This window comes from Actinokineospora fastidiosa (genome assembly GCF_014648415.1).
Taxonomy (GTDB): Bacteria; Actinomycetota; Actinomycetes; order Mycobacteriales; family Pseudonocardiaceae; genus Actinokineospora; species Actinokineospora fastidiosa.
In genome coordinates this window covers 682,421-700,921 of record NZ_BMRB01000002.1, presented here as the reverse complement: position 1 = coordinate 700,921, position 18,501 = coordinate 682,421, and the positions used below count along the sequence as shown (strand labels likewise).

The following is an 18,501-nucleotide window of genomic DNA, read 5'->3' as shown; positions in this document are numbered from 1 at the left end:
CGGGCAAGAGCTGTCCGGTACGGCGAGGCGGTCTGGAGGGCGGCGATTCGGCACGGGCCGTGGGCCTGCGGAGGCGTGTGGTGGGCCAGAGCGATGCGCCCCGGGCAGGCGGGCTGGCCCGAGACGTCTCGGCACGGGCAGCGGGCCTGCCGGAGCCTGTGGCGGACACCGGCTGTTCAGCACGGACAGGCGCTCTGATCGGCGGGGGTTCGGTGCGGGCGGTAACCCTGCCGGGTCATGCGGTGGACAAGGGCGGAGCGGTGCGAGTCGGTGCGCTTGGCGGACGGGCGGGCTGGGCAGTGGGCCTGTCGGGGCGTGTGGTGGGCAAGGGCGGCTCGGTGCGCGTCGGGGCGGTTGGCGGGGGCTTGGAGGTTCTGGGCCTGTGGGGGCGTGCTGCGGGCGAAGGCTGGGCGGCGGGCGAAGGCGGGCCGCGCGGGTGAATGAGTTTGTCGGAGTGTCGGTGCGGGTTATGGATCTCCGGGAGTGGGCGATGAGCGACTCGGTGCGGGTTGGGGCGGTTGGGGCGGGGTGGGGCGGGCGGTGACTCCCAATGACCTGCGGGAGGTCGGCACCGTCGTGGTGACCTCCGGGTGCATCGTCCTGTGGTTGGCGCTGCTCGTGCGGTTGCCGGGGGCGCGGCATTCGCAGCCGCAGCGGCGGCTGTTGATCGCGGTGGTCGGGTTGGCGGGGTCCGTCACGGCGTACCTCAACCCCATCACCGCCATCCTCAACCGCAACACGATCCTGGGTCACAGCTGCGGCATCATCATGAACATCTGGGGCGTCATCGCCTCGGCGTTCATCCTGGACTTCGTGCTCGCGGCGCTCGCCAGGCGGCGGCCCCTGGCGGTCTACGGTGGCGCGGTCGCCGTGAGCGTCGCGTTGATCCTGCTCGACACCGGCGCCGGGGCCGCAGGCTGCGTCACCTCGATCTCCGTGCCCTGGTACAGCCCGTTCTGGTGGCTGCTGTCGGTGGCGCACGTCGTCGCCGTCCTGCCGTGCGCGGTCCTGTGCGCCCGGTACGCCCGTCTGGCCGAGACGCGGCCGCTGCGGGTGGGGCTCGGGCTGCTGGCCGCCGGGTTCACCTCGTCGACCTTCTTCTGGTCGGTCGTCATCATCGCCTACCTGTTCACCCACAACGCCTGGTTGGGCGCCTTCTTCCCGCTCAACATCGGCATCACCACCTGGCTGATGGTCGCGGGCGTGCTGGTCCCGGTCGTCGCCCGCGGTGTCCGCGCCGTCCGGGAGGCGCGGGACCTGCGGGCGTTGGAGCCGCTGTGGGCGGAGACGACCTCGGCCGTCCCGCACGTGCGGCTGCCCGCATCCGCGGTGCCGCGCCGCTCGCTGGACTTCCGGCTGTACCGGCGGGTGATCGAGATCCGCGACGCCCTCATGGTGCTGCGCGACCACGTCGACCCGGCCGAGATCGCCGCCGCCCAGGCCCGCGCGCAGGGCGCGGCCGACCCGGCCGAGCGGGAGGCGCTGGCGGTGGCCTACTGGCTGTCGGCGGCCATCGCCGCGCGCGGCGCGGGCACCGAGCCGGTCGACTCGCCGCCGTCGGGCGGGCACACCCCGGCCGACGACGCCGACTGGGCTGGCGAGATCGCCTTCCTGCGGACGCTGGCCCGGCTGCGCGAGTCCGAGCTGGCGGGCGCCGGAGCCCGGGAGGGCGTGCGGTGACCGCGGTCGACCCGGCCGTCCGCCTCGGCTCGATCCAGTCGAGCACCGACGGCTTCACCTTCGGCGTGCTCGACGGCCTCGGCCTGCCGCCCGACGCGCACTGCCTCGACCTCGGCGCGGGCGCGGGCTCGGTGGCCGAGGACCTGGTCGCACGGTGCCCGCGCGGCCGGGTCGTCGCCGTCGACATCGATGTGTCCCACCTGGCCGACTCGCCCGCGGAGGTCGTCGAGGCCGACATCACCGACCCCGCGTTCGACCCCGGCGCGTTCGACCTCGTGCACGCCCGGTTCGTGCTCTGCCACCTCGCCGCCCGCGACGACGTGCTGGCCAGGGCGGCGGGCTGGCTGCGGCCCGGCGGCTGGCTGGTGGTCACCGACCCGTTCCAGCTGCCCGAGGAGACCGCGGCGTTCCCGGTGGTCGCCCGGATCATGGCCGCCTACCGGAAGCTGCAGACCGGGGCCGATCTGACGTGGGTGCGGGGCGTGCCGTCCCGGATGGGCGCTGCCGGGCTCGCCGACATCGGGTTCGCCGCCCGCCCGGCCTGCATGGGCAACCTGGACCGTGACCGTTGGCGACCGCTGATCGACCAGGCGGCGCCTGCGCTGCTGGCCCGCGGGCTGGTCACCGAGGACGACCTGGCCGAGTTCCGCTCCCGGCTGCTGGAACCGGCCTTCGTGGACATTCCCCAGATCAGCATCGCGGTATGGGGTCGAAAACCTTGTATCGCCGGGAGGCCACAACCTGTTACCGGGTGAGTGCTTTCCGCCCGAAACGGTGGCCCCGTGTGCCGAATAGTGGAATCGCGCTCGCTCCGCGGCCCGCGGTGTGGTCCCCTCAGAGGGGTCAACGCACCGTAACCGGCAGGAGGGCACCATGACGACAACCGAGTCGGTGCCCGGCAGCAGCGATACACCCGAAGACTGGGTCATCGGCGGCCGGGCGCCCACCTGGCCACGTCCCCGCACCCCGGAGGACGACGACTACGAACCCACCATCGTTCGAGGCTTGGACTGACGCTTCCCCCTGGGGCGGCCCGACCGGTCACCCAGGGGAGCCAGGCAGCACGTCCCCCGCGAACAGCCCGTCGGGGTCGACCCGCGCCCGCACCGCCTCGGCGCGCAGGGCGCGCGAGGCGTCGAGGTGCCCCTGCGGCTGCGTCCGGGTGGCGACCATGCTCGGCACGGTCGTGCCCACATCCCAAGGCGACAGCGCCGCCCGCACGACCGCGCTGTGCTCGACGGCGGCCGCCGTGATCGTCGGATCGGCGGCCGAGCCCGTGCCGACGTAGGCGAACTGGGCGTCGATGTGGTCCAGCAGGCCGCCCGCCGGGTCCGGTTCGGCCAGCGCCCCGCCCAGGTGCCGCAGCTCCGCGGCCAGCAGCGGCGAGCCCGAGCCCTCACCGGCCACCCGCAGGAACTCGGTGACGCCGTCGCGTCCGATCTCGTCCAGCAGCAGATGGTCCCCGACGGTGCGGCGCGGACCGGCCGGGTGTTCGTGCGCGAACAGGGCAGCGGCGGGGCCGTCGGCGTGCCAGGTGTCGCGCAGCGGGGCGGCGACGGCGCGCAGCGGGTCGAGCAGGTCGTCGGCGTCGCTGGCCGCGGCCGAGCCGCCGATGACCGCGCCCGCGACGCAGAGCACCGGCCCGGGCGCCCACGCGACCGCGGGTCCGGACAGGATCCGCAGCGTCGTGGTCGCCTCACGGGGGGCGTCGACGGTCCAGTCCCGCCACAGCGGCACCAGCTGGTCGGCGTGCTCGAGCGACCAGTACGCCGCGCCCGTGACCAGGGACGCGAGCGGGAACAGGGCCAGCTCGACGGCGGTCACGATGCCGAACCCGCCCCCGCCGCCGCGCAGCGCGTCGAACAACTCGGGGTCCGACGCCGCGTCCACGCGTCTGCTCGCGCCGTCGGCGGTGACCAGGTCGAACGCCCGCACCGCGTTGGCGGCCACGCCGCGGGCGCGCCCGTGGACGCCGACACCGCCGCGCGTCAGGTAGCCGACCACGCCGACGGACGGGGCGATCGGGTGCACGGCGGCCAGCTGGTGACGGGCAGCCGTGGTGACCACCTCGCGCCACACCGCGCCAGCGGGCACCCGGGCCACGAGGTTCTCGGCGTCGACGGTGACCGGCTCGGCGAGATCGGTGCGGACCAGCAGCGCGCCCGCCATGGGCAGCTGGGTGGCAGCGGCGTGGCCGGTGGTGTGCACGCGGACCGACATGCCGTTCGCCCTGGCGAACCGGATGGCGGCCTCGGCCTCCCTGGCCGACCGGACGGTCACCGCCGCGGCGGGCTCCGCCGGGGCGGCCAGGTTCGCGGTCCGGACGGCATCGGCGAACACGGCGTCGCCGGGACGGCCCGGTCCGCCGTCGAGCGTGGTCATCGATCTCTCCTGTCCGGTTCCGGCCCAGCCTGGTCCGTCCAGCCGATCGCGTCATCCGCGATCGTGCGCTGTTCGGCTTATCGGCAGGATCGCGATAGGAGTCGAACGTGCGTTCGAGGCCGTGGTAGGGTGGGGCCGTCCGGGTTGAACGTCGTCGGGGAAGGGCGGCGTTCGCCGACTCGGGCCACGGCTCGCCTCGGTGGAGGGGACTGGACCACTCTCCACCGAGGCGGGCGCCGTTGCGGATCGCGCGTAAGTTCCCCGTCGGGTTTGTTCGCGGTCTCACTATCCTTGCATTCCTCGGATTGGCTAGGTTCGGGCGTGGTGGTTCCGCGCCGGTTCGACGCGGGAGCGGCGCTGCCGCATTCCCGGTGGGGCTGCGCGTTTTCCGTTCCCCGGTTCCCGACCCGTGGGTGGTTGCTGTGACTTCATTGGCTGATCCGCCTGCGCCTGTGCTGCCTGCGCGCACCGTGGTCCGATTGCTGGCCCGGCGCGTGCATTTCGTCGCGGGCCTGCTTATCGCTCCCTTTCTTTTTGTGCTGGCCGTGAGCGGTGGCGTTTATGCGTTCAGTCCGCAGATCAATGACCTGGTGTACGCCGAGGAGTTGTACGTCGACGAGGTGGGGGAGACGCCTCGGCCGCTCGACGACCAGGTGCGGGCGGCGATGAGCGGGCGCTCCGGGGATGTCACTTCGGTGATAGTCGCCGATGACCCGGAACGGACCACTAAGGTGGTGTTGAGCGACGGAACCACCGTCTACGTCAATCCCTACACCGCCGCCGTGCAGGGCGAATTGGCGACGGTCAACGGGCGGCCGCCGGTGCAGGTGTGGCTGCGGGAGTTCCACGGCAACCTCACCCTCGGCGAGGCGGGCAGGCTGTATTCGGAGTTCGTCGCGAGCTGGCTGCCCGTGCTGGTGGTCGGCGGCGTGATCCTGTGGATGGGGCAGCGCGGCCGCGGTCGGGGACGGGCGCGGTTGCGGGGTCTGCACGCGACAATCGGGATCTGGGCGGCGGTGGGGCTGCTCGCGATCAGCGTCACCGGGCTGACCTGGTCGACGTTCGCCGGGGACCGGGTCGACCAGGTCATCGATGCCCTGGACAGCCGAGCGCCGACCTTGACCGCTCCCGCCGCCACCGCGGGGATCGACCGGATCGATCTCGACCAGGCCGTCGCCGTGGCCAGGGCGGACGGATTGGCGGGGGAGCTGACCGTCAGCCTGCCCGCCGGTCCCGACCGGCCGCTCAAGGTCGCCGAGAGCTCGCCCGGGCCACAGGTGGACACCATCGCCATCGACCCCGGCAGCGGCGACGTGACCGGACGGGTCGGCTGGGACGACTACCCCCTCCTCGCCAAGCTGACGACGCTCGGCATCGACGCGCACAGCGGGACGCTGTTCGGGTTGGCCAACCAGATCCTGCTCGCCCTGCTGGCCGCCGCCGCGGTGGCGCTGCTCGTGCTGGGCTACCGGATGTGGTGGCGGCGCAGGCCCGCCCCGGTCCCGGGGCCGGTCTGGTCGCAGGCGTCGTGGCCGACGGTGTTCGCCCTGGTCGGTGTGGCGGTGGTGCTCGCGTGGGCGATGCCGGTGTTCGGGGTGAGCCTGCTGGCCTTCGTGCTGCTCGACCCGCTCGTCAGGCGCGTGCGGCGCGGAAGCGCTGCTGGTGCCCGCTGAGCGAGCTGGTGGCGTCCGGCTGCGCGACCTCGTCGACGCTGATCGACAGGCGCTCGACCAGCTCGCCGCCGAGCCAGCCGCCGACGCCCAGCAGGAGCGCGCCGAGCCAGGAGACGATGACGGCCGTCCAGCCCGGCGCCCACCCGGGCTCGCCGAGGCGCAGGACCCAGCTGAGCGCGAACAGCGCCAACACCAGCGAGTTGATCGCGCCGTGCACGAGGCCGACGCGGCGGGCGCGGGTGCCCTTCGGCACGCTCAGCGCCCAGTCCGCCCATCCGGTCAGGCCCGCCACCAGCCCGCCGAGCACGCCTGCGGCCATCGTGTACGCCGCGGCGATCGCCCAGTCGGAGCCGCCGGTGATCCGCTGCAACAGGTCGAACACGGCCGCCGTGACCAGCAGCCCCAGCGGGAACACCATCAGCATGGGATGCACGGCGTGACCGGCAGCCCGCACGCGACTACGCACGACCAAACTCCTCATCGTCGGACCCCTGGCGCGCACCGGCTACCCATCCCACCCGCAGCCCAATCCCGAGCCCGCGCCTCGGTCGCCGAGCGTCGCCGCCGGGTCGGCCGGGCAGCGGACGATCTCGGCGGGCGGCCTGCCCGTCCGCTGGATCGGGCCTGCGAGGCGAGGGACTGACGCGGGGACCGGGTGTGGTCCGCGCTGGTGTGGCGGGCGCGTTCCCGGCCTACCCGGCGTCCTGGCGGGCAGGCTGGGTGAGGTCTCGGACGTAGCGGTGGGCCGGGACGACGAAGCCGCCGGGCGCGTGGTGGTCGAACGGGCCGGTGTCGGTCCAGCCCTGGCGCTCGTAGAAGCGGCGGGCCGGGGTGTTGCCCGCGACCACGGCGAGCCACGCCTGCCGGTGGTCCTCGGCGCGCACCGCGTCCTCGGCGGCGGCGAGGAGCGGTCCGGCCACGCCCCGGCCGCGGTGCTCCGCGGCGACGTAGACCTGCTCGACCTCGTCGCCGACGACCATGACGAACCCGGCGACCGCGCCCGCGACCTCGGCGACCAGGGTCCGCGCGGCATCGTCGTCGCCGCGGGCGCGGCGCTCGGCGCGGTCGGTGAAGCCCGCCTCGATGCGGGCCTCGGCGAGCGCGTCGGGCACATTGCCCAGGTGGGCGTCCAGCCAGCCCAGGCGCCAGATCTCGGCGATCGCAGCGGCGTCGGCGGGTTCGGCGGGTCGGATGCGCATGCGGCCAGGTTAGCCACGCACCGTCCGTAAGCTGGCAGCATGCGCACACGGCCCACGCTGAGCTGGACCGCGACCGGTGCGCCCCTACCGCGCACCACCAGCGTGGACGAGGTCGTACGCGTGCTGGCCGACCGCGACGTGGTGGTGCTGAGCGGGGCGGGGCTGTCCACCGAGTCGGGCATCCCGGACTACCGCGGCCCGTCCGGCAGCCTGCGGAAGCACACGCCGATGACCTACCAGGAGTTCGTGGGCAGCGTCGAGGGCAGGCGGCGGTACTGGGCGCGCAGCCACGTCGGCTGGCGCGCCATCGCCAGGGCCCGGCCGAACTCCGGGCACCACGCCGTCGCCGCGCTGCGCGCGGGCGGATACCTGTCGGGCGTCATCACGCAGAACGTGGACGGGCTCCACCAGGCTGCGGGCGTCCCGGACGTGGTCGAACTGCACGGCGGGCTCGACCGGGTGGTCTGCCTGGGCTGCCGCAGGCTCAGCCCCCGCGAGGAGTTGGACGCCCGGCTGCGGGCGGCCAACCCCGGGTTCGCCGCCGTGAGCGACGACATCAACCCCGACGGCGACGTCGACCTGCCCGATGACGTGGTGCGCGGGTTCCAGCTCGTCGACTGCGCCGACTGCGGGTCGGTGCTCAAGCCGGACGTGGTGTTCTTCGGCGAGAACGTGCCGGTCCCGCGCGTCGAGCAGTGCTACCGGCTGGTGGACGAGGCGCGCGCCCTGCTGGTGCTGGGCTCGTCGCTGACCGTCATGTCCGGGCTGCGCTTCGTCCGGCACGCGGCCAACGCGGGCAAGCCCGTCCTGATCGTGACCCGCGGGGAGACCCGCGGTGACGGCTATGCCGCCGTCCGCGTCGACCTGCCCCTCGGCACGGCCCTCGCGGACGTCACGGCGATCCTCGGCACCCTTCCCAGGAGCAGTGAATGATCTTCATCGTGGTCAAGTTCCCGGTCAAGCCCGAGCACGTCGACAGCTGGCTGGACAAGGTGCGCCCGTTCACCGAGGCCACCCGCGCCGAACCGGGCAACCTCTGGTTCGAGTGGTCCCGCAGCGTGGAGGACCCCAACACGTTCGTGCTGGTCGAGGCGTTCGAGGACGGGGCGGGGGAGGCGCACGTGAACTCCGCGCACTTCGCCGAGGGCCTGGCGGTCATGCGCGAGCTGGTCGCCCGCACCCCCGACATCGTGAGCACGACCATCGAGGGCGCCACCGGCTGGTCCAAGATGGGCGAGATCACCGTCGACTAGCGGCCGCCCAGGAACGCGAGGACCTCGGCGGCCACCTGCTCGGGCGCCTCCTCGGCCATGTGGTGGCCGCTGTCGATGGTGGCGGTGCGCAGGTCCGTGGCCCAGCCGCGCCAGATGTCGTCGAGGTCCGGGTAGAGCTCGCGCAGGTCGTCGTGCCGGGAGTCGAGCAGCAGCAGCGGGCAGGCCACGCGCCTGCCCGCCGCGCGGTCGGCCCGCTCGTGCTCGCGGTCCGGGCCGAGCCCCGCGCGGTAGTCGGCCAGCATCGCGCGCACGGTCCCGGGGTCGTGGATGGCCTCCTGGTAGTCCCGCCACGCCTCGGCGCCCATCCGCTCCGGGTCCCCGCCGTACCAGGCGGCCGGGTCGGCGAGGATCGCCCGCTCCGGCTTGTCCGGCTGGGCGAAGAAGAACCAGTGCCACCAGCGCCGGGCGAACTCGTCGGTGCAGCGGTCGAGGTGTTCGCTGATGGGCAGGCAGTCCCCGAGGACCAGCCGGTCGACGGCGTCCGGGTGGTCGAGGGCGAGCCGCAGCGCCACGTAGCTGCCGCGGTCGTGGCCGAAGACGGCGAAGCGGTCATGGCCCAGGGACCGCATCAGCACCAGGCAGTCGCCCGCCATCGCCCGTTTCGTGTGGTTCTCCGGGATCGGGGCGGGCGTGGTCGAGCGACCGTAACCGCGCAGGTCCGGGCAGACGACCGTGTGGTCACGCGCCAGCAGCGGCGCGACCCGGTGCCAGGTCGCGTGGGTGCGCGGGTGGCCGTGCAGCAGCAGGACCGGCGACCCCCGGCCCCCGTGCCGCACCCGCAGGCGCACCGCGCCGACCTCGATCTCGGTGAGTCGGAATCCCTCGAACACACCCCCTCTGTACCCACCGCGCGGGTGGTTTCCCCACCCACCGCGCGGGTGGTTTCCCCGTCTGGTCCCTCGGGTACCGCCCGAGGTGACCGCACACCAGAGAGGGCTGGAGTGACGATGGCTGCCTCGACCACCCGGGACCACCTGCGGGACTGCCTCGACCAGATCGACTTCCCCGCGACCAAGGACGACCTGCTCGACGCCGCCGTGCGGCGGGGCGACAGCACCGCGGTCCAGGCGTTGCGCGCCATCCCGCCGGTCGACTACGCGAACCTGACCGAGGTCTTCCGGGCCGCCGCGCCCGACGACCTCGACCGGTGAGGGAGGCCGACATGCCCGATCCCGGAAGCCACCGCTACGACATCAGGCGCACCCGGCTGCGCGGGGAACTCGACGACCACGGTGTCCCCGACCAGAACGCCGACGACGCCGCCAACGAGCTGCTGCAGCGCGAGCACCCGCCGCGGCCGGTGGGCGAACGGGCGGGCGGCCCGCTGGGCGGAGGCGGCGGCGTCGAGGCCGACGGCGGCCTGCGGCTGCGCAGCAGCGCGTTCAGCGGCCACACCATGATCCCCGACCGCTGCTCGCACCGGGGCGGCAACAGCTCGCCGCCGCTGGAGTGGGACGCCGTCCCGCCCGGCACCGAGGAGATCGCCCTGCTGTGCGAGGACCCGGACGCCCCCGGCGGGACCTTCCACCACTGGGTCGTGTCGGGCATCCCGGCCGAGGTCACCGCGCTCGACGAGAACGCCGTCCCCGCCCAGGCAACGCCCGGCCGCAACGACTTCGGCGAGACGGGCTGGGGCGGGCCGGAGCCGCCGGTCGGCGACGAGCCGCACCGGTACCTGTTCCGGGTGTTCGCCGTCGACACGCCGCTGCGCCTCGGCGCCGACGCGACCGCGGACGACCTCAGGAACGCCGTGGACGGCCATGTGCTGGCCCACGGCACGCTCGTCGGCCTGTTCGGCCGCTGATCAGCGCGGACGCCACCGCTTCCACAGCGCGCTCGCCTGCGCGCGGGGCTTGTCGTCCCACCAGAGCGCGACGTCGACGCTGATCTCGGCCTCGGAGGCCGCGCTCACCTCGGCCCGCAGCTCGACGGACTCGGTCAGCGGGGACGGCCGCAGGTAGCGCACGTCCAGTCCGGCGGTGACATAGGGCAGCGCGGCGCCGCCGAGCGCCGCCCAGCCCTGCTTCTCCGCCTCGACCATCATCGCCGCGGCGCTGTGGCAGTCCAGGACCGTGCAGATGATGCCGCCGTTGAGGAAGCCGAGGCCGTTGTCGTGCTCGGCCCAGGGGGTGAAGGTGGCCGTGACCGTGCCGTCCGCGCCCTGGTAGCTGCGCAGGCGCAGGCCCTTGGGGTTGCCGTGGCCGCAGCCGAAGCACGGCAGGGACGGGTACAGGCGTTCCTGGATGCTGATCACCGGCGCACCCTATTCGACCCGGTCAGTGGGTCACCTTGAGCCCCACGACCCCCGCGACGATCAGCACCAGGCACAGGACGCGGACCGTGGTCGCCGGTTCGCCGAGGGAGAGCATGCCGAACACGGCCGTGCCGACCGCCCCGATGCCGACCCACACCGCGTACGCCGTGCCGACCGGGATGGAGCGCATCGCGTACGCCAGCCCGGCCATGCTGACCAGCAGCGCCACGCCGAACACCAGCGACGGCGCCAGCCGTGTGAAGCCCGCGCTCTTGCCCAGCGCGATGGCCCAGACGGTCTCGAACAGCCCGGAGACGACGAGAACGATCCAGTTCATGGTGCCCCGAGCCTAGGCGGGCCCGCCGCGCGCGGCCCACCGGACGGACGACGTTCACCGGTCCGGTCGCCGGGTACCCGAGATCGACACCCCCGGACCCGGAAAGGACCGCCCCGTGCTCCTCGCCCCGCTCACCGAAAGCCGCTCCCGGCACCTCGACGCCTACCTCGACGGCGCCGCCCGCGAGTTGTTCGCCCACGACGAGCGCCTGCGCGGCCTCGACCTGCGCGTCGAGTTCCGCGGCGGCGTCGCCCACCTCGCGGGCGCGGTCGACGACCCGGGACGGCTGCGGACCGCCCGCGACCTCATCGGGCGGCTGGACGGCGTCTTCGCGGTGTGGGACCGCGTGCGCGTCGCCGGGCGCGAGCCGGTCGCCATCGACATCGGCTGCGGCGGCACGAAGCAGTACCCGGGCAACATCGGCGTCGACCTGCGGCAGGCCGACGGCGTCGACGTGGTCGCCGACCTGCGGGCGGGCCTGCCCTTCCCGGACGCCAGCGCCGACCGGGTCTTCGCGGTGCACATCCTGGAGCACCTGGTGGACTTCCTGCCCCTGGTCGACGAGTGCCACCGCGTCCTGCGGCCCGGCGGCATCCTGCACGTGCTCTCCCCGTGGTGGCGCTTCGTCAACGCCGTCGCCGACCCCACCCACGTCCGCCTGCTCGACGTGCAGACCATGAAGGGCATCTGCGAGCGGGCCGACACCGACCGCCGCTGGCACCCGCTGCACGCCGGGTGCGACGGCGCGAGCGTCTTCGCCGACCTGATGCGGGTGGACGCCGACGCGCCCGCGCCGAGCCGCGAGCACCTCGCCCGGTTCTTCGACTAGACCGGCCGTAAGCCGACCTGAAGCCGATCGTAAGTTGGGCCCGGCACTGTGGTGACAACACACCACGGCACACCACGGAGGTCGGTCCCGATGAGGAAGATCATCGCATCCTTCAACATGTCGCTCGACGGCGTTGTCGACCACATGGAGGAGTGGCACTTCCAGTACTTCGACGACGACTCGGCCGAGTTCGCCCGCAACCAGCTGTTCTCCAGCGACGCGCTGCTGATGGGCCGCCGCACCTACGAGGGCTTCGCCGCGAGCTGGCCGAACATGGAGGAGCAGACCGGCGACTTCGGCGTCCGGATGAACACCCTCCCGCACTACGTCGTCTCGTCCACCCTGGAGAAGGCCGACTGGGGCGACACCACGGTCATCACCGGCGACGTCGTCGCCGAGGTCGCCAAGCTCAAGGAGCAGCCCGGCCAGGACATCCTGATGTACGGCTACGGCCCGCTCGCCCACGAGCTGCTGCGCAACGGCGTGCTCGACGAGATCCGGGTCTGGCTGCACCCGATCCTGGCCGGGCACAGCACCCCGGAGAGCCTGCTGTTCCGCGACGGCAACAAGGTCCCGCTCGAACTGGCCGAGACCCACCGGCTGGGCTCCGGCGTGATCATCCTGTGCTACCGCCCGGCGGCCGCCGAGGGCTGAGGGCCCAGCGTGGCCCGCAGCTCGGCGAGTCCGGTCTCGCCGCCGACGGCGAACTCGGCGGCGAACCGGTCATCGCCCAGCGCGGCCCGCACCGCGGCGCCGATGCGGTTGACCTCGTCGCGTTCCTCCGGCGGCTGCGGCAGCCCGAGGGACCGGCGGCGGGCGTCGGCGGCGCCGAGCAGCCGTGCGGCCTCGACCGGGCGTCCGGCCAGCGTCAACGCCCCTGCCAGGCCCTCGGCGGCGTACGCGTCGCCTCGGGTGTCGCCCATCCGCTCGGCGACGTCGAAGGCCTCCAGGTGCAGCGCGATGGCCTCCTCGGCGTCCCCCCGGGCCTCGGCGACGAAGCCCAGGTCGACCAGGACCATCGACAGGTACGGCGGGTGCGCGCCGTCGTCCTGGCGCTTGGCGGTCTCCACCAGGTTGCGCAGGTGGGTCTCGGCGATGTCCAGCTTGCCCGCCCGGCGCGCGGCGAAGCCCAGGCCCAGCTCGGCGAAGACCAGGTTCGCGTGCGAGTTCTGCTCGGCGGCCAGGCGCATCGCCTGCTCGCACAGCTCCCGCGCCTGGTCGTGGTCGCCCAGCTGGAGCGCCAGCCAGCCCAGCCAGCCGAGCCTGCCCGCCACATCCGGCCACAGCTCCAGCTCCTCGGCCATCCGCAGCCCCTCGCGGTGCAGCCGGATCGCGCGCTCGTGGTCGCCGGTCATCTCGGCCAGCGCGGCGACCCACTCGGTCGCCTGGAGCACGCCCCAGCGGTCGCCGATGGCCTGGAACAGCTCGGCGGCGCGCTCGGCGTCGGCCTCCAGCGCGGCGACGTCGGTCCGGGCGTGGGCCATCGTCGCCCGGGTGGTCAGCACCGCGGCGACGCCCCAGCGGTCGCCGATCCGCTCGAACACGGCCAGCGCGTCGGCGAGCAGCCGGTCGGTGCCCGCGGTGTCGACCAGGCCGTTCTCGGCGTAGGCCAGGATCCACCGGGCCCGCGCCGACGCGCTCTCGTCGGTGATGGCGTCGACCGCGTCGATCGCTGCCTGCCTGCGGGTGCTCCAGCCCGCGGACTCGCCCTGCATCACCTCGACGGCGGCGTGCCAGGCGACCGCGCGGGCGCGCTGGTCGTCCGGTCCGGGTCCGGCGATGGCCGCTGCCAGCGCGCGCCGGGCCTGGGGCAGCCTGCCGCGCAGGAACCAGTACCAGGTCAGCGCGTTGACCAGGCGCAGGGTGTCGGCGCCGTGGGCGATCGCGTCGTGGAGGTTGCCGGACTCCGCGTCCAGCCTGCGCAGCCAGCGGGACTGCTCGGGTCCGCGCAGGAACGGCTCGGCGCGCACGGCCAGGTCGGTGTAGTACGCCGCGTGGCGGGCGCGGACCTCGTCGAACTCCCCCGCGTCGCGCAGGCGGTCGGCGCAGTAGGCCGCGACGGTCTCCAGCAGCCGGAACCGCGGGCCGTCCTGCTGGTCGGCCAGCACCACCAGCGACCGGTCCACCAGCCGGGTCAGCAGGTCGACCACCTCGACGGCGGACACGTCGTCCCCGGCGCAGGTCGCCTCGGCCGCCTCGACCGTGCAGCCGCCGTTGTGCACGGCGAGCCTGCGCAGCACGGCCTGCTCGGCCGGGCTCAGCAGCTCCCAGCTCCAGTCGATCACCGCGGCGAGCGTCCGCTGCCGTGCGGGCGCGCCCCGCGCGCCCGCCGTCAGCAGCCGGAACCGGTCGTCCAGCCGCTCGACGAGACCGTGCACGCCGAGCGTGCGGACGCGGGTCGCGGCCAGCTCCAGCGCCAGCGGGATGCCGTCGAGCCGGGCGCACAGCTGGGCCACGGCGTCGCGGTTGCCCGCGTCGACGGCGAACCCGCGGGCCGCGGCCGCCGCCCTGGCGGCGAACAGCCGGACCGCGCCGGAGCGGGTCGGGTCGTCGTCGCCGGGGCCGGGCACGTCCAGCGGCGGGACGTCCCACACGACCTCGCCGGGCACGCCCAGCGGCTCCCGGCTGGTGGCCAGCACGCGCACGCCGGGGGCCGCGCGCAGCAGGCCCTCCGCCAGCGCGGCGGCCGACTCGACCAGGTGCTCGCAGTTGTCCAGGACGAGCAGGGTGTGCCGGGCGTGCAGCGCGGCGGCCAGCTTCTCGGCGGCGGGGGCGGGGTCGCTGTCGCGGATGCCCAGCACGGCCAGCACCTCGTCGGCGACGGCGTCGGCGTCGACCGGGGCCAGCTCGACGAGCCAGACGCCGTCCGCGGTCTCGTCCACCAGGCGCGCGGCCGTCTCCAGCGCGAGCCGGGTCTTGCCCACGCCGCCCGGTCCGGTGAGCGTCACCAGCCGGGCGCCGCCCAGCAGCGCCCGCACCTCCGTCACCGCCGCGTCGCGGCCGATCAGCTCGGTCAGCGGGGCGGTGAGGTTGGTGCGCGGCCTGCGGGTGGCGCGCTCGGGTTCGAGGGCGCTGTCCTGCTCCAGGATCGCCTGCTGGAGCGCGACCAGCTCGGGGCCGGGCTCCAGGCCCATCTCCTCGTCGAGCCTGCGGCGCAGGTCGGCGAAGCTGTCCAGGGCCTCGCTCTGCCTGCCCGCCTGGTAGAGGGCGCGCATGTGGACGGCGCGAAGCCGCTCGCGCAGCGGATAGCGGGCAACGAGGTCGCCCAGCTCGCCCGCCAGGAGGCTGTGCTCGCCGAGTTCCAGCCGCGCCTCGGCGTGCAGCTCGATGACCGCGAGGCGCTGCTCCTCCAGCCGCGCGATCGCGGCCCTGGCGAACTCGTCGTCGGCGAAGTCGGCCAGGGCGTTCCCGCGCCACAGCGCGAGCGCGTCGGCCAGCAGCCCGGCCCTGGTCCGCGCGTCGGGCGCCTGCTCGGCCCGGGCGGCCAGCGCGGCGAAGCGCCAGGCGTCGACAGCGTCCGGCTCGGCGGCGAGCAGGTACCCGGGCGGGCGGGAGACGATCAGGTCCCGGCCGCCGGGCTCGGCGTCGGACAGGGCCTTGCGCAGCTGGGACACCCGCACCTGCAGCGCGCCCGCCGGGTTGGCCGGGACGTCGGCGCCCCAGAGGTCCTCGACCAGGCGGTCGGTGGAGACCGGACGGCCATCGTGGACGATCAGGTCGGCCAGCACCGCCCGGACCTTCAGGCCGGGGACCGTCACCGGTTCCCCGGCGCTGGTCCAGACCGCCAACGGTCCCAGCACGCCGAATCGCATGCCGCACAACTTACCGACCTGAAGCCGACGGTAAGCGGGCCTTAAGCGCGGCCGAGCAGTGTTCGTGGTGTCCGGAACGAACGGAAGGAACCCCACGATGAACGCCTACGCCCCGGTGAACGGTCTGCGGATGTACTACGAGATCCACGGCGCCGGTGACCCCGTCGTCCTGCTGCACGGCGCGCTGTCGGGCATCGAGACGTCCTTCGGCGCCCTGCTGCCGCTGCTCGCCAAGAACCGCCAGGTCATCGCCGTGGAGTTCCAGGGCCACGGCCGCACCGCCGACGTCGACCGGCCGCTGACCTACCCGCAGCTGGCCGACGACGTCGCCGCGCTGCTGCGCCACATCGGCGTCGACCGCGCCGACGTGCTCGGCTACAGCATGGGTGGCGGGATCGCGCTGGAGCTGGCCATGCGGCACCCGGACGCGGTGCGCAAGCTGGTGCTCGCGTCGGTCACCTACACCGTCGACGGCTGCCACCCCGGGCTGTTCGAGGGGATGGCCGAGCTGACCCCGGACATGCTGGTGGGCACCCCGTTCGAGGAGGAGTACCTGCGCCTCGCGCCGGACCCGCAGGCGTTCCCGGCGCTGGTGGAGAAGGTGAAGGGGTTCGACCTGTCCTGGCGCGGCTGGTCGGAGGAGGCCGTCCGCGGGATCGCCGCCCCGACCATGGTCCTCATCGGCGACTCGGACCTGGCCCGGCCCGAGCACGCCGTGGAGATGTTCCGGCTGTTCGGCGGCGGTGTCTTCGGCGACGTCGCGGGCCTGCCGGACGCCCAGCTCGCCGTCCTGCCCGGCACGACCCACGTGGGCATCACCCAGCGCGCGGAGTGGATCGCGCCGATGGTGGACGAGTTCCTGGACCGGTGACCCGACGACCACGGCGGCCCGGAGGGTTCCGGGCCGCCGTCGTGCGTGAACGGTCAGACGACCTCGGCGGCCTCGTCGTCGTCGGCGTCGTCGTCGAGGGTCCACTTGAGCTGGAACTCGATCTCCTCCTCGGTCTCGCCCCGCTCGTGCTCGATGGAGAACTGGGCGCGGGCGGGCACCCGGATGCGCTCCCCCGCGATCTGGATGCGGAAGGCGGTCTCGGACTCCAGCGCGTCGGCGAGGCGGCGGAGCTTGGCGACGACCTCGGCCGTGGAGTAGACGCGCTCGATGTCACGGGGTGCTGCGGTCACGGGATCTCCCAGGGGTTCGACTGCGATGTCGATCATTGAATCGGGAGCGCCCGCCCGGCCGGGAACCGGGTCCGCTCAGCTCCCGGGAGGACGCAGCCTGATCTCCGCCACCAGTTGGGCGTGGTCGGAGACGGCGCGGGTGGCGCGGTCCTCGTCCAGGCCCGTGAGGTGGTCGGTGAAGTGGTGGAGGCGGGTGACCTCGCCGATGCGGTCGGGGTTGAGGTCGTGGAAGTCGCCGCTCACCAGGATGTGGTCGAGGTTCTCGTAGTGGCCCCGGTAGATGTGCGAGTAGCTGACGTCCTGCCCGGTGATCCGGGTGGTGATGTCGTGCGTGGAGTACAGCGCGTGGGGCTCCCGGGGGTCGCCCAGGATGATGTCCGTGGTGACGGCCCGGGGACCGTCGTTGAGGTCGCCGAGGAGGATCACGGGCTGGGCGGTGGTCGCGAGGTCGTCGAGGACCAGGAAGCGCAGGGCGGCCGCTTCGGCGGCGCGGCGGATGAGCGCCCGCGCCTTGCCCAGGGCCGCTTCGCGCGGGTCGCTGGGGTCGGTTGTGTCGGCGTGGACGGGCCGCTTGGACTTCAGGTGCGCGACGTACACCGACACCGTCATCGCGCCCACCAGCACGCGGGCGCGGAGGATCGGGCGGCTGAACGAGCCCAGGGGCAGGGCCAGCCCCTCGACCGGCACGTCCAGGCCCGGCGGGAAGTCCGTGATCGACTCCGGCGGACCGGCCAGCGGAAGCCGGGTGGCCAGGCCGACCCGGGGCCCGCTCACCCCGTCGGCGCCCGGCGCGACGATCGACCCCGGCTCGAACACGCCCGCGCCCGCCTCGCGCAGCGCGTCCTCGTGGAAGACCTCCTGGAACCCGACCACGTCCGCGGCCATCCGGCGCAGCTGCCCGCCGATCCACGCGCACTTGTCCGCGTATTCCGCCGCCGTGTAGACCGGCTCGTTCGGGTAGCACTCCTCACCGGGCCGGGCCAGGTTGAGGACGTTGAAGGTGCCGATCCTCACCGGACCGCCGAGCGGCGTTCGAGCAGGACGGTGTCGTGCCAGACGCCGTCGAGCTGGGCGATGCGCTCGCGGATGCCGACGGTGCGGTACCCGGCGTCGTGGTGCAGGGCGATGCTGGCGCGGTTCTCGGTGAAGATCGACGTCTGCAGCGTCCACAGCCCGTCCGCGTCGGCTGCGGTGACCTGCTTGTGCAGCAGCGCCCGGCCGACCCCCCTGCCGCGCTGGCCGTCGGCGACGTAGACCGACGTCTCCGCGACCCCGGAGTAGCACTCGCGGGCGGAGACCGGCGTGGCGGCCGTCCAGCCGACGACCGCGCCGTCGACCTCGGCGACCCAGCGGTGCCCGGGCAGCCACTTGGCGTCCAGGCTGGCCCGGCTGGGCACCGCCGTCTCGAAGGTGGCCAGCCCGGTGGCGATGCCCTCGGCGTAGATGCGCCGCACGTCCGCCCAGTCGTCCTCGGCCAGCGCGCGGACCGTGACGTCCGGCGGGAGGTCGTCGGGGCAGCACGGCCGGGGCGCGAGCAGGCCCATCACCGCGTCCGCGGCGTGCGGCAGCCCGGCGCAGCAGGCCTCGTTGACGGTGACGATCGTGGCCGTGCCCTCCTTGCGCAGCCGCACGAACCCGACCTCGGCCAGCTTGCGCACGTGGTGCGACGTGGTGGACTGGCTGGTCCCCAGCACCCGGGTGAGCGCCCCGACCGTGATCCCGGCGCGGCTGGTGGCGACCGCGTGCAGCAGGCGCACCCGCACCGGTTCGGCGAGACAGGCGAACCACTCCGCGTACGTGGCCGCCTCGCCCGTGGGCAGCACCTGGGCCTGCGGCAACTCGATCGGCATGCGGCCACTATATCGACCGGAAACGATGG

At 73.9% G+C, this 18,501-nt stretch carries 21 protein-coding genes; 11 read left to right on the top strand and 10 right to left on the bottom strand.

What is annotated here, in order from left to right; all coding sequences use genetic code 11:
- Positions 1-540: 540 nt before the first annotated feature.
- The 3 genes from IEY98_RS13115 (at position 541) to IEY98_RS13105 (ending at position 2,694) form a co-directional block, all read left to right on the top strand.
- On the top strand, positions 541-1,680 hold the full coding sequence (locus tag IEY98_RS13115) for an MAB_1171c family putative transporter (RefSeq protein WP_189210702.1): 1,140 nt from the start codon (positions 541-543) through the stop codon (positions 1,678-1,680).
- A complete protein-coding gene (locus IEY98_RS13110; RefSeq protein ID WP_189210701.1) occupies positions 1,677-2,435 on the top strand; it encodes a class I SAM-dependent methyltransferase in 759 nt (252 codons plus the stop codon). The genes IEY98_RS13115 and IEY98_RS13110 overlap by 4 nt, the downstream gene beginning before the upstream one ends.
- A gap of 118 nt (positions 2,436-2,553) precedes the next feature.
- Entirely contained in the window at positions 2,554-2,694 is a 141-nt protein-coding gene (locus IEY98_RS13105) for a hypothetical protein (RefSeq protein ID WP_189210700.1), read from the top strand.
- 27 nt (positions 2,695-2,721) lie between these two features.
- Here the strand turns inward: IEY98_RS13105 and IEY98_RS13100 are convergent, their stop codons facing one another.
- Positions 2,722-4,062 (bottom strand): FAD-binding oxidoreductase, encoded by a 1,341-nt coding sequence (locus tag IEY98_RS13100; RefSeq protein WP_189210699.1) that lies wholly within the window; start codon positions 4,060-4,062, stop codon positions 2,722-2,724.
- A gap of 371 nt (positions 4,063-4,433) precedes the next feature.
- Here IEY98_RS13100 and IEY98_RS13095 point away from each other — a divergent pair, with 371 nt between their 5' ends.
- Positions 4,434-5,735, top strand: coding sequence for a PepSY-associated TM helix domain-containing protein (locus IEY98_RS13095; protein WP_308425901.1), 1,302 nt, complete (start codon positions 4,434-4,436; stop codon positions 5,733-5,735).
- On the opposite strand, the gene IEY98_RS13090 is transcribed toward IEY98_RS13095, so the two are convergent.
- Together IEY98_RS13090 and IEY98_RS13085 are read right to left on the bottom strand one after the other, a co-directional pair.
- The gene (locus tag IEY98_RS13090; protein ID WP_189210697.1) at positions 5,695-6,201 is read right to left on the bottom strand and encodes a DUF2231 domain-containing protein; all 507 of its coding nucleotides are present in this window, start codon (positions 6,199-6,201) and stop codon (positions 5,695-5,697) included. The genes IEY98_RS13095 and IEY98_RS13090 overlap by 41 nt on opposite strands.
- 226 nt (positions 6,202-6,427) lie before the next feature.
- The gene (locus tag IEY98_RS13085) at positions 6,428-6,934 is read right to left on the bottom strand and encodes a GNAT family N-acetyltransferase (RefSeq protein WP_189210696.1); all 507 of its coding nucleotides are present in this window, start codon (positions 6,932-6,934) and stop codon (positions 6,428-6,430) included.
- Between the two features lie 39 nt (positions 6,935-6,973).
- Here IEY98_RS13085 and IEY98_RS13080 point away from each other — a divergent pair, with 39 nt between their 5' ends.
- Together IEY98_RS13080 and IEY98_RS13075 are read left to right on the top strand one after the other, a co-directional pair.
- Positions 6,974-7,867, top strand: a complete 894-nt coding sequence (locus IEY98_RS13080; RefSeq protein WP_189210695.1) for an NAD-dependent protein deacetylase — start codon at positions 6,974-6,976, stop codon at positions 7,865-7,867.
- Complete coding sequence (locus tag IEY98_RS13075; RefSeq protein WP_189210694.1) at positions 7,864-8,187, top strand: putative quinol monooxygenase; 324 nt, start codon at positions 7,864-7,866, stop codon at positions 8,185-8,187. The genes IEY98_RS13080 and IEY98_RS13075 overlap by 4 nt, the downstream gene beginning before the upstream one ends.
- On the opposite strand, the gene IEY98_RS13070 is transcribed toward IEY98_RS13075, so the two are convergent.
- Positions 8,184-9,038, bottom strand: coding sequence for an alpha/beta fold hydrolase (locus IEY98_RS13070; RefSeq protein WP_189210693.1), 855 nt, complete (start codon positions 9,036-9,038; stop codon positions 8,184-8,186). The genes IEY98_RS13075 and IEY98_RS13070 overlap by 4 nt on opposite strands.
- Before the next feature lie 117 nt (positions 9,039-9,155).
- On the opposite strand from IEY98_RS13070, the gene IEY98_RS13065 reads away from it, so the two are divergent.
- Together IEY98_RS13065 and IEY98_RS33285 are read left to right on the top strand one after the other, a co-directional pair.
- Positions 9,156-9,359: a DUF2795 domain-containing protein gene (locus tag IEY98_RS13065; protein ID WP_189210692.1), complete on the top strand. Its 204-nt coding sequence runs from the start codon at positions 9,156-9,158 to the stop codon at positions 9,357-9,359.
- 11 nt (positions 9,360-9,370) lie between these two features.
- A complete protein-coding gene (locus tag IEY98_RS33285) occupies positions 9,371-10,012 on the top strand; it encodes a YbhB/YbcL family Raf kinase inhibitor-like protein (protein WP_189210691.1) in 642 nt (213 codons plus the stop codon).
- On the opposite strand, the gene IEY98_RS13055 is transcribed toward IEY98_RS33285, so the two are convergent.
- On the bottom strand, positions 10,013-10,462 hold the full coding sequence (locus IEY98_RS13055; protein ID WP_189210690.1) for a PaaI family thioesterase: 450 nt from the start codon (positions 10,460-10,462) through the stop codon (positions 10,013-10,015). It lies immediately after the preceding gene.
- A 22-nt stretch (positions 10,463-10,484) separates the two neighbouring features.
- Positions 10,485-10,799 (bottom strand): quaternary ammonium compound efflux SMR transporter SugE, encoded by a 315-nt coding sequence (gene sugE, locus IEY98_RS13050; protein ID WP_189210689.1) that lies wholly within the window; start codon positions 10,797-10,799, stop codon positions 10,485-10,487.
- A gap of 115 nt (positions 10,800-10,914) precedes the next feature.
- On the opposite strand from sugE, the gene IEY98_RS13045 reads away from it, so the two are divergent.
- A complete protein-coding gene (locus IEY98_RS13045) occupies positions 10,915-11,628 on the top strand; it encodes a methyltransferase domain-containing protein (RefSeq protein ID WP_189210688.1) in 714 nt (237 codons plus the stop codon).
- A gap of 90 nt (positions 11,629-11,718) precedes the next feature.
- On the top strand, positions 11,719-12,282 hold the full coding sequence (locus tag IEY98_RS13040) for a dihydrofolate reductase family protein (protein ID WP_189210687.1): 564 nt from the start codon (positions 11,719-11,721) through the stop codon (positions 12,280-12,282).
- Here the strand turns inward: IEY98_RS13040 and IEY98_RS13035 are convergent.
- Complete coding sequence (locus tag IEY98_RS13035) at positions 12,255-15,440, bottom strand: AfsR/SARP family transcriptional regulator (protein ID WP_189210686.1); 3,186 nt, start codon at positions 15,438-15,440, stop codon at positions 12,255-12,257. The two genes, IEY98_RS13040 and IEY98_RS13035, sit on opposite strands and share 28 nt — an antisense overlap.
- Before the next feature lie 97 nt (positions 15,441-15,537).
- Here IEY98_RS13035 and IEY98_RS13030 point away from each other — a divergent pair, with 97 nt between their 5' ends.
- Positions 15,538-16,311, top strand: a complete 774-nt coding sequence (locus tag IEY98_RS13030; RefSeq protein ID WP_189210685.1) for an alpha/beta fold hydrolase — start codon at positions 15,538-15,540, stop codon at positions 16,309-16,311.
- A 53-nt stretch (positions 16,312-16,364) separates the two neighbouring features.
- Here IEY98_RS13030 and IEY98_RS13025 read toward each other — a convergent pair whose 3' ends face one another.
- From IEY98_RS13025 to IEY98_RS13015, 3 genes are all read right to left on the bottom strand, one after another.
- On the bottom strand, positions 16,365-16,622 hold the full coding sequence (locus IEY98_RS13025; RefSeq protein WP_189210684.1) for an amphi-Trp domain-containing protein: 258 nt from the start codon (positions 16,620-16,622) through the stop codon (positions 16,365-16,367).
- Positions 16,623-16,697: 75 nt separating this feature from the next.
- Positions 16,698-17,636, bottom strand: coding sequence for an endonuclease/exonuclease/phosphatase family protein (locus tag IEY98_RS13020; RefSeq protein ID WP_189210683.1), 939 nt, complete (start codon positions 17,634-17,636; stop codon positions 16,698-16,700).
- On the bottom strand, positions 17,633-18,472 hold the full coding sequence (locus tag IEY98_RS13015) for a helix-turn-helix domain-containing GNAT family N-acetyltransferase (protein ID WP_229786873.1): 840 nt from the start codon (positions 18,470-18,472) through the stop codon (positions 17,633-17,635). Before IEY98_RS13015 ends, IEY98_RS13020 begins: the two co-directional genes overlap by 4 nt.
- Between the last annotated feature and the right edge of the window lie 29 nt (positions 18,473-18,501).

What these genes read in the sequence shown, in the direction of transcription:
- IEY98_RS13015 (WP_229786873.1), bottom strand. Translation starts at nt 18,472, where the DNA reads ATGCCGATCGAGTTGCCGCAGGCCCAGGTGCTGCCCACGGGCGAGGCG.
- IEY98_RS13105 (WP_189210700.1), top strand. Translation starts at nt 2,554, where the DNA reads ATGACGACAACCGAGTCGGTGCCCGGCAGCAGCGATACACCCGAAGAC.
- IEY98_RS13035 (WP_189210686.1), bottom strand. Translation starts at nt 15,440, where the DNA reads ATGCGATTCGGCGTGCTGGGACCGTTGGCGGTCTGGACCAGCGCCGGG.
- IEY98_RS33285 (WP_189210691.1), top strand. Translation starts at nt 9,371, where the DNA reads ATGCCCGATCCCGGAAGCCACCGCTACGACATCAGGCGCACCCGGCTG.
- IEY98_RS13030 (WP_189210685.1), top strand. Translation starts at nt 15,538, where the DNA reads ATGAACGCCTACGCCCCGGTGAACGGTCTGCGGATGTACTACGAGATC.
- IEY98_RS13065 (WP_189210692.1), top strand. Translation starts at nt 9,156, where the DNA reads ATGGCTGCCTCGACCACCCGGGACCACCTGCGGGACTGCCTCGACCAG.
- IEY98_RS13100 (WP_189210699.1), bottom strand. Translation starts at nt 4,062, where the DNA reads ATGACCACGCTCGACGGCGGACCGGGCCGTCCCGGCGACGCCGTGTTC.
- IEY98_RS13075 (WP_189210694.1), top strand. Translation starts at nt 7,864, where the DNA reads ATGATCTTCATCGTGGTCAAGTTCCCGGTCAAGCCCGAGCACGTCGAC.
- sugE (WP_189210689.1), bottom strand. Translation starts at nt 10,799, where the DNA reads ATGAACTGGATCGTTCTCGTCGTCTCCGGGCTGTTCGAGACCGTCTGG.
- IEY98_RS13080 (WP_189210695.1), top strand. Translation starts at nt 6,974, where the DNA reads ATGCGCACACGGCCCACGCTGAGCTGGACCGCGACCGGTGCGCCCCTA.
- IEY98_RS13085 (WP_189210696.1), bottom strand. Translation starts at nt 6,934, where the DNA reads ATGCGCATCCGACCCGCCGAACCCGCCGACGCCGCTGCGATCGCCGAG.
- IEY98_RS13040 (WP_189210687.1), top strand. Translation starts at nt 11,719, where the DNA reads ATGAGGAAGATCATCGCATCCTTCAACATGTCGCTCGACGGCGTTGTC.